The sequence below is a fragment of the Streptomyces marispadix genome, assembly GCF_022524345.1.
GTDB lineage: Bacteria > Actinomycetota > Actinomycetes > Streptomycetales > Streptomycetaceae > Streptomyces > Streptomyces marispadix.
In genome coordinates this window covers 5,677,521-5,694,245 of the sequence record NZ_JAKWJU010000002.1, presented here as the reverse complement: position 1 = coordinate 5,694,245, position 16,725 = coordinate 5,677,521, and the positions used below count along the sequence as shown (strand labels likewise).

At 69.7% G+C, this 16,725-nt stretch carries 14 protein-coding genes and 1 pseudogene; 5 read left to right on the top strand and 10 right to left on the bottom strand.

Features of this window, described 5'->3' with window-relative positions; genetic code table 11:
* Positions 1 to 152: 152 nt before the first annotated feature.
* From MMA15_RS23710 to MMA15_RS23700, 3 genes are all read right to left on the bottom strand, one after another.
* Positions 153 to 1,076, bottom strand: a complete 924-nt coding sequence (locus tag MMA15_RS23710) for a LysR substrate-binding domain-containing protein (protein WP_241062143.1) — start codon at positions 1,074 to 1,076, stop codon at positions 153 to 155.
* Positions 1,077 to 1,143: 67 nt separating this feature from the next.
* Complete coding sequence (locus MMA15_RS23705; RefSeq protein ID WP_241062140.1) at positions 1,144 to 2,487, bottom strand: MFS transporter; 1,344 nt, start codon at positions 2,485 to 2,487, stop codon at positions 1,144 to 1,146.
* A 338-nt stretch (positions 2,488 to 2,825) separates the two neighbouring features.
* Positions 2,826 to 3,458 (bottom strand): TetR/AcrR family transcriptional regulator, encoded by a 633-nt coding sequence (locus MMA15_RS23700; RefSeq protein WP_241062138.1) that lies wholly within the window; start codon positions 3,456 to 3,458, stop codon positions 2,826 to 2,828.
* A gap of 67 nt (positions 3,459 to 3,525) precedes the next feature.
* Here MMA15_RS23700 and MMA15_RS23695 point away from each other — a divergent pair, with 67 nt between their 5' ends.
* The 4 genes and pseudogenes from MMA15_RS23695 to MMA15_RS23680 all read left to right on the top strand — a co-directional run bounded on the left by MMA15_RS23695 (position 3,526) and on the right by MMA15_RS23680 (position 7,797).
* On the top strand, positions 3,526 to 5,514 hold the full coding sequence (locus MMA15_RS23695) for an FAD-binding oxidoreductase (protein WP_241062137.1): 1,989 nt from the start codon (positions 3,526 to 3,528) through the stop codon (positions 5,512 to 5,514).
* On the top strand, positions 5,504 to 5,836 hold the full coding sequence (locus tag MMA15_RS28320) for a 2Fe-2S iron-sulfur cluster-binding protein (RefSeq protein WP_241062131.1): 333 nt from the start codon (positions 5,504 to 5,506) through the stop codon (positions 5,834 to 5,836). Before MMA15_RS23695 ends, MMA15_RS28320 begins: the two co-directional genes overlap by 11 nt.
* A gap of 31 nt (positions 5,837 to 5,867) precedes the next feature.
* A pseudogene (locus tag MMA15_RS23685) lies at positions 5,868 to 7,228 on the top strand (flavin monoamine oxidase family protein); the annotation flags it as partial.
* Between the two features lie 272 nt (positions 7,229 to 7,500).
* On the top strand, positions 7,501 to 7,797 hold the full coding sequence (locus MMA15_RS23680) for a DUF1330 domain-containing protein (RefSeq protein ID WP_241062130.1): 297 nt from the start codon (positions 7,501 to 7,503) through the stop codon (positions 7,795 to 7,797).
* A gap of 135 nt (positions 7,798 to 7,932) precedes the next feature.
* On the opposite strand, the gene MMA15_RS23675 is transcribed toward MMA15_RS23680, so the two are convergent.
* From MMA15_RS23675 to MMA15_RS23665, 3 genes are all read right to left on the bottom strand, one after another.
* Entirely contained in the window at positions 7,933 to 9,261 is a 1,329-nt protein-coding gene (locus MMA15_RS23675; RefSeq protein ID WP_308290584.1) for a 4-hydroxybenzoate 3-monooxygenase, read from the bottom strand.
* 172 nt (positions 9,262 to 9,433) lie between these two features.
* On the bottom strand, positions 9,434 to 10,084 hold the full coding sequence (locus tag MMA15_RS23670; protein ID WP_241062123.1) for a class I SAM-dependent methyltransferase: 651 nt from the start codon (positions 10,082 to 10,084) through the stop codon (positions 9,434 to 9,436).
* Positions 10,084 to 11,085 carry an NAD(P)/FAD-dependent oxidoreductase gene (locus MMA15_RS23665; protein ID WP_241062121.1) on the bottom strand — a complete coding sequence of 334 codons (1,002 nt, stop codon included), beginning with the start codon at positions 11,083 to 11,085 and terminating at the stop codon, positions 10,084 to 10,086. The genes MMA15_RS23670 and MMA15_RS23665 overlap by 1 nt, the downstream gene beginning before the upstream one ends.
* Positions 11,086 to 11,152: 67 nt before the next feature.
* Here MMA15_RS23665 and MMA15_RS23660 point away from each other — a divergent pair, with 67 nt between their 5' ends.
* Positions 11,153 to 11,725, top strand: coding sequence for a helix-turn-helix domain-containing protein (locus MMA15_RS23660; RefSeq protein WP_241062111.1), 573 nt, complete (start codon positions 11,153 to 11,155; stop codon positions 11,723 to 11,725).
* Between the two features lie 281 nt (positions 11,726 to 12,006).
* Here MMA15_RS23660 and MMA15_RS23655 read toward each other — a convergent pair whose 3' ends face one another.
* The 4 genes from MMA15_RS23655 to MMA15_RS23640 form a co-directional block, all read right to left on the bottom strand.
* A complete protein-coding gene (locus MMA15_RS23655) occupies positions 12,007 to 12,444 on the bottom strand; it encodes a PaaI family thioesterase (protein ID WP_241062109.1) in 438 nt (145 codons plus the stop codon).
* Between the two features lie 92 nt (positions 12,445 to 12,536).
* Positions 12,537 to 13,259, bottom strand: a complete 723-nt coding sequence (locus tag MMA15_RS23650; RefSeq protein ID WP_241062107.1) for a hypothetical protein — start codon at positions 13,257 to 13,259, stop codon at positions 12,537 to 12,539.
* Positions 13,256 to 14,551, bottom strand: coding sequence for an NAD(P)/FAD-dependent oxidoreductase (locus tag MMA15_RS23645; RefSeq protein WP_241062102.1), 1,296 nt, complete (start codon positions 14,549 to 14,551; stop codon positions 13,256 to 13,258). The genes MMA15_RS23650 and MMA15_RS23645 overlap by 4 nt, the downstream gene beginning before the upstream one ends.
* 41 nt (positions 14,552 to 14,592) lie before the next feature.
* Positions 14,593 to 16,614, bottom strand: coding sequence for a LodA/GoxA family CTQ-dependent oxidase (locus MMA15_RS23640; protein WP_241062101.1), 2,022 nt, complete (start codon positions 16,612 to 16,614; stop codon positions 14,593 to 14,595).
* Positions 16,615 to 16,725 lie beyond the last annotated feature (111 nt).

Genomic DNA, 16,725 nt, shown 5'->3' with positions numbered 1-16,725 from the left:
GTCGCCGCATTCGGGAACTCGACGAGTTCCGTTCCCATGGGTGGCACGTGGCTCCCTCCGAGTCGACGACGCTGCCCGGGGATTGGACTGATTCACCACCGTACGGAGAAGGGGCCTCGTCAACCAGAATGGATTTCCGTAGGTCCCTTCGGTTATCTCAATACCTCGGGCCTGAGGAGATCCACGGCCATCTCGATGAAAGTCGCGACCCGCTTGCTGGGCATGCGGTCGCCCGGTGTGACCGCTACGACGTCCAACCCCTCGTGCCTGGCCGTGAGTTCCTTGGCCACATACGGCAGGCCCTCGTAGCTGACCGTCGTCTTCGGCCGCTGGCTCAGCAGCGAATACCCCGCACCCCTGGCGACAAGGCAGCGCACGAGTTCCGAATTGGGCGTGCGGAAGCGGACGTCGGGGGTCACGCCCTCCGCGTCGAAAACGGACAGGAAGTACTGCCCGCCCGGCTCGAGGTCGAAGAGGATATAGGGGTCGTTCGCGAGATCACGCAATGCGACGGTGTCCGCCCCGGCAAGTCCGTGCTCAGGGTGGAGCAGGACGTACGGCGGCACGGCCGTGAGCTTTGTGGCGGTGTGGCCGAGGTCCGTCAGATGGTTCCGGAATCGGTACGCGTACATGACGGCCACGTCGCTTTTGCCCTGCTCCATCTGTTCCAGGAGCGCGTGCTGCGACCCTTCCGAGAAGTTCACGTCCACGGCCGGGTGATTGAGCATGAACTCGGTGACGATGGCGGGAAGAAGGAGCGGCGCAATCGTCGAATAGCACCCGATGCGGAGTTCCCCTGCCAACTCCCCGCTCAGGCCGGCCACGCGGCGCTCCAGGCTTGAGACCTCCCGCAGCAGGCGCCTGGCCTCGGCGAGGACCATCTGCCCGTCACGGGTGAGCGAGAGCCCCCGGGCGTGCCGCACAAAAAGGGTGATCTTGAGGATGCGTTCCAGGTCGGCGATCGCCGACGAGACCGTCGACTGCGAGAGATGGAGTGCCTGCGCCGCGGCAGTGACCGTTCCGTGTTCGGCGACCGCCACCAGGTAGTCGAGCTGTCGCAGGGTCACATTGATCACGAGCACTCCCGTCCGCCGCGGTGCACCGACAGCGAGGCCGGCCTGGCGGCCACGCCATCGCTGCTGGTCAGCGTACGGGTGCCGGGACTGAACCTCCCGCGGAAACGTCGGACTCATGGAGAAGGTCGGTGCTCTTGGTCTCCGGGATCGTCAGGACGGTCAGCAGGCCCACGACGCCGACGACGATGAGGGTGTAGGCCGGGACCATCGGGTCGTCCGTCACCGAGATGAGCCACGTGTTGATGTACGGCAGGGTGCCGGCGAAGAGGGCACCGGCGATCGCGTACGCCATGGACAGGCCGCTCTGCCGGGTGCGGGTGGGGAAGAGCTCGGCGACGGTCGCGGAGTGCGTGCCGAGAATGACCGCCAGGATGGCGGCGAGGCCCGCGGTCGCCGCGAAGGCGGCGTTCTGGGTGCCCTGTCGCATGAGGAGGAACAGGGGCACCGCACCCACGATGAGCATTCCGGCAGCGCTCAGCAGGACCGGCTTGCGCCCGACGCGGTCGGAGGCGATGCCCGAGAGCGGGATGAGGGCGATGGCGACCAGGGAGGCGACGGTCGACAGCAGAGCGGCCTGGTCGGGGTGCAGCCCCACGATCTCCTCTTGATAGGTGAGGAGATAGACGAGCACCACATAGAACGTGCAGTTCATGAACGTCTCGATGCCGATGGTCTGGAAGAACTGCTTGCGGTTGCTCTTGAAGACCTCGGGTACGGGCGACGCCGGGACGGTGTCCAGCTCCTCCAGCGCTCGGTATTCCGGGGTGTCCTCGACCTTGAGGCGTATGTACAGGCCGACGAGAGCCAGAGGAACGGTGATGAGGAAGGGAATTCGCCAGCCACCGGCGGTGATCGCCGCTTCGCTCATCGTCGTGTGGAGCGCCCACACGACGAAGGACGCGAGGAGGAAGCCGAGAACGGAACCGACCTCGATGGAGGAGGTCCCCAGACCGCGGCGCTTCGCCGGGGAGTATTCCGCGAGGAAGGCGGCGGCGGAACCGAATTCACCACCGGCCGCGATTCCCTGGATGATCCGGGCGACGACGAGGAGTATCGGCGCCAGCAGACCGATCGTGTCGTAGCCCGGTATCAGACCGAGCAGCAGAGTTCCGGCGGCCATGGAAATGATGACCAGGGAAAGCGTCTTCTTGCGGCCGAAGCGGTCGCCGAGGTGACCGAAGATGACCGATCCGAGTGGCCGGACGAAGAACGCGACGGCGAAGACGGCGAATACGGACAGGAGACTGGCCGTACCGTCCTGGTTGGGGAAGAAGATGTCCGCCATCGTCGTGGCCATATAAGCGTAGACCGCCCAGTCGAACCAGTGGACGAGGACGCCGATCGACCCAGCGATGACACTGCGTCGTAGACCTTTTTGCGTGGCCCGGTCATCCGCAAGCGTGGTTGCCATCGGTGCTCCTACATCAGCGGGGCCCGTTAGTACGTCAGCGGGCCCGGTAGCCGGGGGGTGCGCAGCAGCGTAGGCGGCCGTTCCGGCTCCCAACCAGAGGAAAAAATCGATGGTGCCCACGGTCTGATCGATGCCTCTTGCCGCCGAGGCTGCGAGATGTTTTTCGGCATGCGGCTGCCGATGTGGTCCCGTGACGGTGGGGCTTACGCCCGTAGGTGTTCGTAAGGGGTCCGGCCGGGCAAGCGGAGTGGGTGGCCGCGCGCACTTGCCGCAGGGCAGCGACGTCCCGGGCAATTCCGTGCCGGCGGGCGCCCTGATTCTCAACTCGCCCGTGCCGTCTATCCGTTCGGCCAGCGATCGCCGCGCAGGTAACGGGTGACCATGTCCACCAGTTCGTTCTCGAACGTCTCGACCGGAATGGTCCGAGGATCGGCCATGAGCTTGTGCGTGTTCATCTCCACTGTGGTCACGATCAGTTCGGCCGCGGTGTCGAGGTCTCGTACGCGGACGTCCGGGTGCCGGGCGAGAAGGTCGCGTACCTGACCGACGCGAAGCCTTCCGTGCCGTTCGATCGTCTCGAGCACTTCGGGCGAGAACGACGCCTCCTCGATCATGATGCGCAGCAGTTGCGGATCGTCGCGGTGGTTGTCGATCGCGTCGCGCACCAGTGCCCGCACCATCGCCTCCAAGGTGCCGGCGGACAAGTCGAGTCGGTCGGCCTGTGTCCACCTGCCACGGTCGATGTGCCGCACCAGCAGCTCGGCGAGGATGGCGTCCTTGTTCGGGAAGTACTGATACAGCGAGCCGACGGAGATGCGGGCACGTTCGGCGATGCGGTTGGTGGTGCCGGCGGCGTAGCCGTGCTCGGCGAAAACGTGAGCAGCGGCGGTGAGGATGCGCTCGTAGGTGAGCTCGGCGCGCACCTGACGAGGCTTGCGACGTGGCTGAACGCGGCGGTCGGCCGACGGCATCCGAGTCCTCCCGGAGACGTGGGAAAGCGAGTAGCCAAAGAGCTGAGTAATTGTTCACAATAGTGCCATGAGCTGCGGAAACAAGACCGTGCTCGATAACGGGCTGCGGACGCCGACCGTCTCGGACGAGGCCCGGACCACCCAGCGGACGCCGGTGCCGAGCCGGTACGCCCCAGGGCCGAGAGGAATCCTTGTGCAGCAGGCAGACCGGCTGAGCGCCCTGCGACGGCTGACGACGGCGGACGAGGTCGAGACGGCCGTCGGCCGCCCGGCACCGGTGATCAGGCTCAAGCAGATCAGCGCCCTCGACGAGGGCTGCCGGGCGGTCCTCGCCCGGTGCCCCCTCGCGGCCTTCGGCTACCGGGACGCGGACGGCCTCAGCAGGACGACCTTCATCGGCGGCACGCCGGGGTTCGTACGCGTCCACTCGCCTACGCGGATCTCGTTCTCCGTGCCCGAATGCGACGACCCGCACGGTCCGGTCTCGTTCTTCTTCCTCCTGCCGGGCGTCGGGGAGATCCTGCGTGTCAACGGTTCGGCGGCGGCGCGGAAGGGCGCGGAGACGACCGTCGACATCGACGAGGCGTATGTGCACTGCGCGCAGGCCGTCCTCCGGTCCCGCCTGTGGCAGCCGCCCGGCCCAGCCGAACCGGCCGCCGAGATCACGGGAGACGGGCCCCTGCACCGGCCCGGCGTCGCCCGGTTCCTGGCCGAGGCACCGTTCCTCGCGCTGTCCACGTGGGACTCCTCCGGCGGAAGCGACACCAGCCCGCGAGGGGACCGGCACACGGCGGCGCGAATCCTGGACGGCCGCACGCTCGCCATCCCGGACCGTAAGGGCAACAAACGTGCCGACACGCTCCACAACCTGCTGCACGACGACCGGCTCTCTCTCGCCGCGCTCGTTCCAGGGCGCAGCGGTGTCCTGCACGTACGGGGCCACGGCACGATCACCGACGATCCCGCACTGCTGGAGACGATGGCGCTGCGCGGGACGCCCCCGCACTTGGCGCTGCTCGTCGACGTCGAACACGCCGAGGTGACCGCCAACGACGCGCTCGCACGCTCACGGCCTTGGGTCCCCGGCGCGCACCCCGACCGCGGCACGGTGCCGGACCTGATGGCGCTGGCGGGAGAACACCTCGCCGCCAACTCGGCCGCCGACGGCGGCGGTCCGCCCACGTTCCTGCTGAAGGCCGTCGGCGCGATCCCGGGACTGCACCGGTTGCTGCGACTGGTGATGAACCGTGCCTACCGTTCCGGCCTGCGCAAGGAGGGCTATGAGGACGTCGAGCCCGCGGGGAACAGCCGCCGCCGTGGCGTCCCGCACCGAGCCCCGGCCGACGAGGGCAGGACGGAGAAGCACCCGCGAGAGGTGCGCGTCGCCGAGGTGCGCAGGGAGACACCGAGCGCCGTCACCCTCGTACTGGAGGACGTGGGCGAGCGCCCCGGACCGTTCGGCTTCCGGCCCGGCCAGTTCTTCACACTCGTCGCCGACATAGACGGCCGCCGGGTGCGACGGGCTTACTCGGCCTCGTCGGCGCCCGGCTCGTCGCGGCTGGAGGTCACCGTCAAGCACATCGAAGGCGGCCGGTTCTCCACCCACGTACACCGGGGTCTCCGCGCCGGGGACCGTCTCGCGCTGCACGGCCCGTCGGGGTCCTTCCACGCCGAGCCGCAGCCCCCGGACGAGACGGTGCTCGTCGCGGCGGGCAGCGGCGTGACGCCGATGATGAGCATGCTCCGAGCGCAGCTCGACGTCCGCCGGCCCCGCGGCCGGATCGCGCTCCTCTACAGCAGCCGCAACGCGGACGAGATCATCTTCGCCGACGAACTGACCCGGCTTGCCGAGGCCCATCCCGACCGGCTGTCGGTCACCCACGTCCTGACCCGACGGGACGGGCGGCTCGACGCGGACGGCGTGCGTCGCTGGGTCACCGGCCTCTCCCCGGCCCGGGACGCCCGCTACTACGTCTGCGGTCCCGGGCCGCTGACGGAGACCGTCCAGGGCGTGCTGGCGGCGCCTCGGAGTCCCGGACGAGCTGGTGCGCCATGAGCGCTACACCAGCGCGGCGGACACCGGGTCCACGACGACCGTGCCGCAGGAGATGACCGTCGAGGAGGGCGGGCGCTCCGTCGGCACGGTGGTGGTCGAGCCCGGCCAGACGCTGCTGGAGGCGGGAGCCGCCGCGGGAGTGCCGATGCCGTACTCCTGCACGGTCGGGAACTGCGGCGACTGCATGGTGCGGCTTCGCAGCGGAGAGGTCACGCAGAACGAGCCGAACTGCCTCACGCCACGTCAGAAGGCCGACGGCTATGTGCTGACATGCGTGGGCCGCCCCCTGTCGAAGGTCACCCTCGACATCGCCGACCCGTGACACGCAGCCGGTCACACGCGAGAGCGCGGCCATGACGGTCCGGCCCTCGCGGCTGACCCGCAGCCTCCGTGCTCCGGGAGAGCCCGCACCGCCCGCCGCCCACCGCCCGCCGCCCAGTACGCTGACCGGCGCGCCGCGCGAAGCGCGCCGGGAAGGGGTGGGTGCGATGGAGCGAGTCGACACGATCGTCGTCGGTGCGGGTATCGCGGGACTGACCGCGGCACGGCTGCTCTCCCGGAACGGCCGGCGGGTCGTCCTGCTGGAGGCTCGCGATCGCATCGGCGGACGTGTGTGGAGCGACCGGAACGGCGGGGTCGTCACCGATCTGGGCGCGTCCTGGGTCCACGGGGTCACCGACAGCCCGGTCGCAGCGGCGGCAGCCGCGTTCGGGCTGCGGACCGTGGAGTTCACGGTCGGCGGGTACCAGCCCTACAGCCGGCCCATCGCCTACTACGGCCCCTCGGGCGTTCGTCTCACCGACGACGAGGTGGAGCGCTTCGTGGCCGACATCGACGCCGTGGACGCCGAACTCGCCCGCGTCGTGGCCGCCATGGCCCCGGGACGCTCGTACGGCGAGGCGGCAGAGGCGGCCCTCGCCGCCCAGGGCTGGGAGGCGGAACGTGCCGAGCGCGTCCGGGAGTACCTGCGCCACCGAACCGAGGAGCAGTACGGCGTATGGATCGACGAGCTCGACGCGCACGGGCTCGACGACGATTCGATCGACGGCGACGAGGTCGTCTTCCCCGACGGCTACGACGCCCTCGCGACGCACCTCGCGACGGGCCTCGACGTCCGGCTGGGCCACGTCGTCACCTCGGTGCGCCGGTCTTCCGGCGGAGTCGAAGTCACCGCCGGTCAGGGCGTGTTCGCGGCCGACCGTGCCGTGGTCACCGTCCCGGTGGGGGTGCTGAAGTCCGCGGAGTTCGTCATCGAGCCCCCGCTGCCCGAACCGGTGGCCGGTGCGCTGGCGCGCCTTGAGATGAACGCCTTCGAGAAGGTCTTCCTCCGTTTCAGCTCGAAGTTCTGGGACGACGGTGTGTACGGCATCCGTCAGCAAGGGCCGGGAGGGGCCTGGTGGCACTCCTGGTACGACCTCACCGCCGTACACGGCGAGCCGACGCTCCTCACGTTCGCCGCCGGTCCGGCCGCGCAGGAGACGCGAGGATGGGAGCAGGGGAAGATCGTCGACTCGGTCCTCCGCGAACTGCGCCGCTCTACGGCGACCGCGTCGAAGAGCCCGTCGGTGTGCACGTCACCTCGTGGCAGGACGACCTCTACTCGCGAGGGTCGTATGCGTACATGACCGTGGGATCTGCGCCCGAGGACCACGACCTGCTCGCCACCCCCGTGGGCGGGGTGCTGCACCTCGCGGGCGAGGCGACGTGGACCGACGACCCGGCAACGGTCAACGCGGCGATCCGCTCCGGCCACCGCGCCGCGTCGGACGTCCTCGGTCGTCCCGTTCCCATCGAGGACGCCTGGGCCATGCGGCTGAAGGCGTTCTGCCAGGGTCCCGCGAACCCGGCAGTCGCCGAACGTCCGCGTTCCGTGGAGGAGACCGGCCTGTCCGGCTCCCCCGCCGTTCAACACGCTCTCGGCCGGAGAACTCTCCCCGCGGCCGTCCGCCGACCGTCCTCCCTCCTCGGCTGGCTACGCTTGCCCGCATGCCTGCCTACGTCGTCTCCGAAGTCACCGTCGTCGACGGCGAGAAGGCCACCCGCTACCGCGAACTGGCCGCCGCCTCCATCGAGTTGTACGGCGGGCGCTACCTCTCCCGTGGGCGGCGGCCCGAGGCGGTCGAGGGTGAGTGGCCGGACGAAGCGCTGCTGATCGTGCTGGAGTTCCCCGACATGGACGCGGCACGGAGCTGGTACGACTCCCCCGAGTACGCGGAGGCTCTCGCGCTGAGGGCCACGGCGCTGGACCGCCGGTTGCTCTTCGTCGAAGGCGGTTACGCGTAGCGGCAGTCGGCCGGGGCCGCGGGACCGCGAGCGGCCCGCACTCGCCCGTGACTCGCAGTCCGTGACTCATGGCCCGCAACTCGCATGCCCGTGACTCGTAGTCCGTAGGCCCGTAGCCCGTAGCCGGGCGGCCCGTCAGTGGTCGGCGTCGCTGCCGATGTAGAGCGCGGCGACCGCGCGGCCCGCCCGTTCCGAGCGGGTCATGCGCCTCAGCCGGGCCGCCGCGACACCCGCGCGGAACGGGTCGCCTGACGAGGGGCCGTGGACGATCTCCGAGACCCAGCGGTTGAAGTCCTGGTACTGCCACACCCTGCGCAGACAGGCGTCCGAGTAGCCCTCCAGGCCGCTCTCGTCGCCCTCCCGGTAGTAGGCACGGAAGGCGTCGGCCAGCAGCAGCGCGTCGTTGAGCGCGAGGTTCAGGCCCTTCGCGGCGACGGGTGCCACCAGGTGCGCCGCGTCGCCCGCGAGGTGGAGGCGGCCGTAAGTCATCGGCTCGACAACGTAGTTGTGCATGTCGAGGACGCGGCGTTCGATCACCTCGCCCTCGTTGAGGGGGTCGGCGCCACGTGCGGCGAGCCGGGTGCGCAGTTCGCTCCAGACGCGCTCGTGCGGCCAGTTGTCCGCCGAGTCGCCCGGCGGGCACTCCAGGTAGTAGCGGGTGATCTGCGGGCTGCGCGCCATGTGCGCCGCGAAGCCCTGCGGGTGCAGTCCGAAGACGACCCGCTCCGCGGAGGGCGGCGCCTCGGCGAGCAACGCCAGCCAGCCCACGCCCAGATCGTGACGGAAGACCTCGACGCCGCCTTCCGGTATCGCGGAACGCGACGAGCCGCGGGCGCCGTCGCATCCGGCGACGAAGTCGCAGACCACGGTCCGCTCTCGGCCGGTGTCCGGGTCGGTCCAGGTCACCGACGGGCTTTCGGTACGTATGCCGTGCACGGCGACGTCGCGGGCGCCGAAGCGGATGTCTCCGCCCGCCTCGTCCGCGTAGGCGCGCACCAGGTCCGTCACCAGGAACTGCTGCGGATAGACGATGTGCCGGTGGCCGGAGAGCGCCCCGTAGCGGAAGAGATGCCGCGTGCCGCCCAGCCGGAACTCGCAGTCGCCCTGCGCCTGAGCGCCGAGCAGTGCGGGCCCGGCGAGGCCGCGCCGTTCGAGTGCGCGTACCGCCCACTCCTCCAAGAAGCCCGCCCGCGGCCGCTGTTCGATGAACTCGCGGCTCTCCGCCTCCACCACGACGCAGTCGATGCCCTCGGCGAGCAGCAGGTTGGCGAGGGTGAGTCCGGCGGGCCCGGCGCCCACGACGACGACGGACGCCGACTCGGCAGCGGGACCGGGCCCGGGGCCCGTGCCGGGACCGCCACCGGACGCGTTCGCCTCCCCGTGAGCGGAAGCGGTCGTGGGTACGGACCCGGATGTGGGCGCTGGGGGCGTCGAGGCACCCGCGTCCTGCTCCTCCGAAACCACCCGCACCTCCCAAGACACCGCGCCACAAAAACGACTGACGGAACGTCAACCACCAAGCCGGCGCACAAGATTAGAGCAGCGTGATCTTGGTGTACAGCGGCGCAGGGGCGCCCTCGGAGCAGGTGGTGTGCGCCCCCGCCGGCGTCGCGTGTGCCCGCGCCCCCGGAGCGTGTCAGGCCGTACGCCGGGCGAAGAGCGTGGAGTCGTCGATGTCGACCGTCACGCCGTCGCGGACCACTCTCCGTGGGCGCTGTTCGGCGACGAGGACGTCGAAGCCTTCGGGCAGGCCGGGCAGCAGGTCCTCGGCGACGAACATCGCCCTGCGCTGGTTCGCGGTGAGTTGGGTGAACACCTCGGACGGGGCGTGACCCACGACCAGGAGGTGACCGCCGGGCGCTACCGCCTCGGACAGGCGCCGCGTCACCTCGACCATCCCGCCGTCCGGCGGGTGCAGGAAATGGGTGGTGACCAGATCGTAGGAGCGCCCGTCGGCGGCGAAGGCACGGGCGTCGACCTGCCACCAGTCGATGCGGTCGGCGACGTGGGCCTCCTCCGCGTGACGGGCGGCGCGGGCAAGGCCGTTGGCGGCGAAGTCCGCGCCGGTGACCTTCCAGCCCTGCCGGGCGAGCCAGATCACGTCGCCACCCTCGCCGCAGCCGACGTCGAGCGCCGTGCCCGGGGTCAGGCCCGAAACCTCGGCGACCAACTGCGGGTTGGGGTCGCCGCTCCAGTAGCTTCCCTCGCCGGAGTAGCGCTCCTCCCAGCTCGGCGGCTCGAAGATGGCCGCCTCCTCATCGGTGAGGTGGTGTGCGTGGTCGCTCATCAGGCGGCTTCCTTCAGGTGCTGTTTCCGGTTCTTCCCGTGTTCGCCGTGCTCCTCTTGCTTGCCGTGCTCCCCGTGCTTCCGGTGCTCGCCGTGCTTCCGGTGCTTCGCGACGGCCGCCGCGGTCTCCTCGACTATGAGTTCGTGGTTGAGGAAGGTCCCCGCGGTCATGCCGTCGGCGGCCGAGGCGATGACCCCGGCGTACGGGGTGGCCGCGTTGCCGACGACCTTCAGACCGGGGGTCTCCGGGCCGCCTACGGCGTCGAGCAGCGCGGTGTCGGGCACCGGGTCGGTGGTGACCACCAGCGCCCTGCGGTGCACGATCTCGCCGTGGGCCAGCTCGACGCCGGTGAGCGAGTCGTCCTCGACGACGACCCGTGCGATCTCGCCCGGCACACAGCGGATGCCGCGTGCGGCGAGCTTCTCGGCGTCGTCACCCTCCGGGGCGGTACGGCCGTTGAGCAGGATGACCACATCACTGCTCCACTGCCGGAACAGCAGGGCCCGCTCGACGCAGTCCGGGCCGCTCGCCACGACCCCGAGCGGCATGTCGGCCACCTCCCAGCCGTGGCAGTACGGGCAGTGCAGCACGTCACGGCCGAAGCGCTCCGCCAGCCCCGGCACGTCCGGCAGCACGTCGACGACGCCGGTGGCGAGCACCAGCCGCCGGGCGGACACGAGGCCGCCGCCGTCGAGGCCCAACTCGAAGCCGCCGCCGTCGCGTACCGCGGAGGAGACCCGGCCCGCGCGCACCTCCACGCCGTACAGCCCGACCTCCTCGCGGCCCGACTCCAGCAGCTCGGCCGGTCTCGCGCCCTCCCTGCCCAGGTAGTTGTGCATATGGTCCGCGGCCGCGTTACGGGGCTCGCCGGCGTCGATCACCAGCACCGAGCGCCGGGACCTTCCCAGCACCAGCGCGGCACTCAGCCCGGCGGCCCCGCCGCCGACGACGACCACGTCGTACGACTCGTCGATGTGCGTTCCTGTCGGTTCGTTGTCCATGTCTGCCAGGGTGCGGACACTTCCCAGAGATTGGCAAACATTCTTGCCGCTTTGGCAAACTGGGGGCATGGCAGAGTTCGACGACGTACTCGAAGGGGTCGGTCCCCGGCTGCGCGCACTGCGCGTGGAGCGGGGCGCGACCCTGACGCAACTGGCGAAGAACACCGGCATCTCGGTCAGCACCCTGTCCCGGCTGGAATCCGGACAGCGCAAGCCCACCCTGGAACTGCTCCTGCCGCTGGCCCGCGCCCATCAGGTGCCGCTCGACGAGCTGGTCGACGCACCGGAGACGGGCGATCCGCGAGTGCGGGCGAAACCGATCAAGCGGCACGGCCGCACATTCGTCCCCCTGACCCGGCGGCCGGGCGGCGTGCAGGCGTTCAAGGTGATCGTGCCGCCGCACGACCCGCCCGAGCCGTACGAGCCGAAGGTCCACGAGGGCTACGAGTGGATCTACGTGCTGTCCGGCCGGCTGTACCTCGTCCTCGGCAACCGGGAACTCGACCTCAAGCCGGGCGAGGTCGTCGAGTTCGACACCCGCACCCCGCACGTCATCGCCAACCGCGGCGACCAACCCGTGGAGATGCTGGGGCTTTTCGGGCCCCAGGGCGAACGGATGCACGTCAGGTCGGGGGCCTGACCTGGCCCTGAGGACCACCGGGCCTGACCCGGCCGGATCGTCGCCCGGCGCCGACGACACCGACCGGGAGCCGGTGTTCGGGCAGGTCCGCGGCCGACGCCGTGCGCGTTTTCGCTCGGCCGAAGCGGCCACCGGTGCGGGCCGGCTCCTCTCCGCGACATGACCCACTGACTCGGCTGGTCCGATCGGCGACGCCGCCATCGGGAGCGATCACGCACGAGCCGTTACCGGCGACAGGCCGCATCCCACACATGAAGATCACGGTCTGAGTGGGGCACTGATCAGGAAACATTCTTGATCCGTGCGGTTGCGGTCGCCACGGCAACGGTCTTCCCGTCGGGGTCGACGAGTTCTCCAGCCAAGAAACACACCTCGTTGCCGCGTTGTGCGACACGTCCTCGGCCGACAAGACGCCCTGGGCTGGCAGGGCGGAGGAACTGGACATGGAGATCCAAGGTCGGCGCGAACTGCCCGGCGGGCAGGGTCGCGACCAGCGCCGGGCCCAGCGTGTCGTCGAGCATGGCGGCCAGGAAGCCGCCTTGAACCACCCCTGCCGGGTTCAGGAACTGTTCGCCTGCCTGAAAGGCGACCTCGATGGTCCCGTGCTCGGGATCGACGGCGATCAATTCCCAGCCCAGGGTCACCGCTGCGGCTGGTGGCGGGATTCGCCCGGCCTGAACATCCCAGAACAGGCCCTGCCCCTGCGCTTCCATGGTCATGGCGACGACCCTATGACGCGGTAGCCGTCGCCGTCTCGAGGTCGGACCCGGCCAAGAACATCACGATCTACGGCTGGAATACCAGGTATCGCCTAGTTGAGGCTGGTGTGGTTCCACCAGCCCTGGCGGCCCGCCTTGAAGCTGATCGAAGCACCGGCTCCGTCGACCTTGGCGTCGTATCTCCGGCCCTTCTTCAACGGGCTCTCCTCCACTACGCCGTGAGGGTCCGCGATCGACTCGACGGTGATGTCCGGGATCTTGGTCATGATCCCGGGGTCGATGTTCCGTGTGTCGGTGACGGTGACGACCTCGTCCCAGTTCGGCTTCTTCGCCAGCTCGTGTGCGATGTGCACCTCGTCGCCCTCGCCGAACAGGAGGTATGTGAGGTAGCGGGGGTATTCGAGGCCGCCGAGCTTGCGGAAGTACCGTACGTCCTCCGGTCTGCAAACCGCGTCGGTCTGCTGCCCGTTCAGCATTTTCTGGAATTCCCTGGAGCCGTCCGGTTTGACGACGACACGTTCCAGTCGGACCTTGAAGGTCTTGCCGTTCTTGAGATCCGCGAGCGGAAAGTGCTCCGGGGAGAAGAGGCTGTAGAAGACCCGCTCGTCCTGGTTCTTCTCCAGGTCCGCGAGATATGCGTGGCGTACGGCGTCCGTGAGGTCGAGGGTCACGATCGCCTGGAAGGCGTGTGCCTCCACGTTGTAGAGCGCGAGGTGGTAGGAGAAGATCCGTCTCTTGCCGATCAGCAGAAACCGGTGGAGGCCGTGGAGTTCTCCGCTTCGGGGATCGTTCCGGTGCTCCTTTTCCGTACTCATGGGAACTGGTCCTTTCCTGCGGTCGGTAGCGGCGTTTCGGGAGGGCGGGAGTGAAGGAGGGGATCGGTCAGGTGTGCGTGGCGCCGCGCCCAGAAGGTGCGGTGGGGCCAGCGGCTCTCCTGGGCGTGGACGACTCGGTGGCCGCGCAGATACGCGGTTCGCGTCTCCGACACCTTCCGCGCGTAGTCGGCGAGGACCGCCTCCTCGCCGATGTCCATACGGCTTGGACCGCTGCCCGTACGGTTCAGACAGGCGTCGACGGCCTCGCCCGCGCTCAACCCCGTGTAGAGGGCGGTGAGTACGCCCTGGGAGGAGAGCGGGTCGAATGCGACGGCCGCGTCCCCGGCGGCGATCCAGCCGTCCCCGTAGATCCGGTCCAGTTCGGCGGTGTGCGCGGCGACTCGGCGGGGAGGGGCGGCACTTGGGATGGACTGCTCGTGAGGGCGGACCGAGCGGGACACATGGCGGGTGGCCAGCATCCGCCGCCCGAAGTGGCGTGCCGTGTGCGCGGCGGCGGGCAGGTCGGCGTCGGTGAAGTAGGCGACCAGGCGGCCGCCCGAGGGCTGCAAGGCGGTGTACCACCACCCGTTCTCGTCGGACTCGACGAGTGAACGGCGGTCTGTGTCGCGCGAGTTCGCCTCCAGGATCGTATGGACGGCGGTCAGCCGGTCATGGATTCGTCGGCGCGCCCCGGCCCTTACGGCGATACGGGCGGCGCGGCCGGTGGCGTCGATCAACCAGCGGCAGCGCACCGCACGTTCAGCGGTCCCGGAACCGGGAACGGTACGGGCGGCTCGCAGCGACAGGGACCAGCCGCCGGGCGCCGAGCGCCGTACCGCGTGCCGCACCGCATCGCGTACCGCCGTGCCCTCGGCGACCTCTGCCCCGGCCGCACGCGAGGCGTCGCGCAACTGCCGGTCGAACAGCGGCCGTTCGAGGTGCCAGCCGTGGCCGTGCGGATCGTTGACGAAGTCCACGGCGTGCAGCTCCGCCGAGCCCCACGCCGAGAGATTGCCGTAGCAGGGCAGATGACCCCGACCGGGCACGCGTTCGGCGACACCGGTGTCCGCGACACCGAGGCCGGCAACCGGGAGGTCGGCGACACCGAGGTCCCCGAGCAGCAACCGGCCCGCGGGCACGAGGGTTTCACCCAGCTTCGGCGGGCCGGTGCCGGCGTCCGCGAGCAGGACCGTACGGCCTGCCCTCGCGAGCGTCAGCGCCGCCGCGCAGCCTGCCGGGCCGCCGCCCGCCACGACCACGTCGTAGATCCCGGCGCCGGAGTCCGTGCCCACAGCGCTCCCGGCACTCACAACGGCACCGGCGATACGAGCGCTCACAACGCATCGTGAAAGGGGTCGAGTCTCTCCAGATATCCGGCGGCGATCTCCTCCTCGCTGTAGCCGGTCGCCTCCGCGGCCTCGCTGACGGCGCGTGCGACGTGCTCGGCCTCGACCGTCTCGGGTTCGGGCCTCTCCTCGGGCCAGGTGCCCGCCGCGGCGGCCAGCACGGCCGAACCCGCCTCGGGCACCTGCAAGTTGACGAGGTTCGCCGTGTTCATCGCCTCGTCGAGCGGTGCTCCCGGGTGTGACTCGACCTGTATGCGGTCGGGGAACTTCCCGTCGCCGACGGTGTATTCGCGGACCTCGACGATCCCGAGCTTCGGCCAGTCCTTGATCATCTGGGCGCGCTGCTGGTTCATGTTCCCGTTGAGGCCGCGCAGCCAGGTCGCCCGACGTTCGAACGCCTTCTCGCGGGCGCTGTCGTCACCGTCGGACGGTGGCGTGTTGACCGTCTCGAAGTCCTCCGCCTTGAGCACGTGGTTGGGCACATGGGCAGGCCAGAAGGTCGGCAGATACGGGCTGTAGCGGGGGCCGAGGTTGGCCACCACCTCGTAGCCGGAGCGGCAGCTCGCGGTGTCGGCCTGCCATGGGGCGGCCATCCAGCGCGTGAGGTCACCGGGCCCTTGCGCGTAGAGGGGACCGTTCTTGACGGCCGCCTCCTGCGGGGTGAGCGTCGGCCCGAAGTCCGGCTCCGAGGTGCCCGGCGCGCGGTGCAGGATGCGGAAGGGCTCGGCGAACATCGTCGTATGCCTGATGGGCCAGGTGACCTCGCAGCCCGGGTGGAACGCCTCGGCGGCACAGTGTTCCAGGGCCGCGCGGTCCAGCAGTCCCGGCTGCTCCGCGACGGGTGCTTCATCGGCCACGGGGCGGGGGTGCCGCAGCGGCTCGGCCTCGAACGCGCCGTCGGCCCAGCGCTGGAGCATCCAGTCCTGCACCGGGGACAGTTTGATGTGCTGACGCACGGAGTTCGGCTTGCCGGCCATGGCGTCGCCGTAGAGCCAGGGCCACGGCAGCGGTGACTTGCCGTCGCGGCCGTAGTCGCGCAGGGCTACGTACATCTGGCGGCGCAGTTCGCGGTTGCGCTCGGAAGGGTCGGAGAGCCGTTTCCGCAACGCGGGGTCGAGGAAGAAGTTGGGGCCCTGCCGGCCGAATTGGGTCGCGAAGCCGTGGTTGACCCACTGGAGTTCGGAGAATCGCCGCAGAATCGGCTCGATGTGGTCGGCGAAAGAGATCGTCTGCGGGCGGGTCAGCGAACCGGCCTCCACGAACACGTCGAAGAGCAGATCGTAGAGGGTGCGAACGGACTTGACGCCTGGCGCGTAGTCAGGTGGGCCCACCACCACCCAGGCCGGGCTGGCGGTCAACTCCCTGCCGTCGATACTGACCTTGGCCGTCACCGGCCCGTCGGCCACATCGTCGTACCAGGTGTCGTTGTTGGCGACTCCCGTGATCGGCTTGTTCTTGTACGAGGCGGAATTCCCCCTGCCGCCGAGCACCAAGAGGCGGCCGTCGGAACGGGTGGAGATCTCCCCCAGATACACCGCCTTGCCCATGATCTTGCCGGTGTCGAACTTCTGCGCCTCGGCCGCCGAGCCGCGAACGGTCCGGCTTCCGGGGTCGATCACCAGCTTCCTACGGTCGGCACCGGCGACGTCGGCGTTCCTCCGGGCGTATTGCGTGGCCGCGAGCGTCTTCCCCTCAGGGATGTCGAGCGGCACATGGAACTGGTACCAGGCGGCCTTCTTGTTCGCCAGGTGCACCGTCCACCGGATCTCGGAGACACCCGAGTCGCCCGGCTTCAACTCCCGTACGACTTCCCCCGCGGCGTTGTAGCCGTACACCCGGAAACGTGCGGCCTGTCTGCGGATCGCTCCGGACGCGTCCTTGTACGAGCCGGGTTCCCCTGGTTCCTGATCCGGTGATTCCGGGCCGATGAAGGGTGCCTCGTCGCTGTTGCCGATGCGGGCGACGCCTATGGCCGGGTGGATCTTCACCTGCACTATTCGACCGTCCACCGAAGAGCCTTCCCTCGTGGGGCCCGAGTCCGGTCTCAAACGTAGGTTCGTGCTTTCCCTGCCGATATTCCTTGACCGCCACATGGGTTACGGCTTCGGACCACGGCGCCG

Bases quoted from the DNA above. Each gene is read 5' to 3' on its own strand.
- MMA15_RS23705 (WP_241062140.1), bottom strand. From the start codon at position 2,487: ATGGCAACCACGCTTGCGGATGACCGGGCCACGCAAAAAGGTCTACGA.
- MMA15_RS23700 (WP_241062138.1), bottom strand. From the start codon at position 3,458: ATGCCGTCGGCCGACCGCCGCGTTCAGCCACGTCGCAAGCCTCGTCAG.
- MMA15_RS23695 (WP_241062137.1), top strand. From the start codon at position 3,526: ATGAGCTGCGGAAACAAGACCGTGCTCGATAACGGGCTGCGGACGCCG.
- MMA15_RS23680 (WP_241062130.1), top strand. From the start codon at position 7,501: ATGCCTGCCTACGTCGTCTCCGAAGTCACCGTCGTCGACGGCGAGAAG.
- MMA15_RS23670 (WP_241062123.1), bottom strand. From the start codon at position 10,084: ATGAGCGACCACGCACACCACCTCACCGATGAGGAGGCGGCCATCTTC.
- MMA15_RS23665 (WP_241062121.1), bottom strand. From the start codon at position 11,085: ATGGACAACGAACCGACAGGAACGCACATCGACGAGTCGTACGACGTG.
- MMA15_RS23660 (WP_241062111.1), top strand. From the start codon at position 11,153: ATGGCAGAGTTCGACGACGTACTCGAAGGGGTCGGTCCCCGGCTGCGC.
- MMA15_RS23655 (WP_241062109.1), bottom strand. From the start codon at position 12,444: ATGACCATGGAAGCGCAGGGGCAGGGCCTGTTCTGGGATGTTCAGGCC.
- MMA15_RS23650 (WP_241062107.1), bottom strand. From the start codon at position 13,259: ATGAGTACGGAAAAGGAGCACCGGAACGATCCCCGAAGCGGAGAACTC.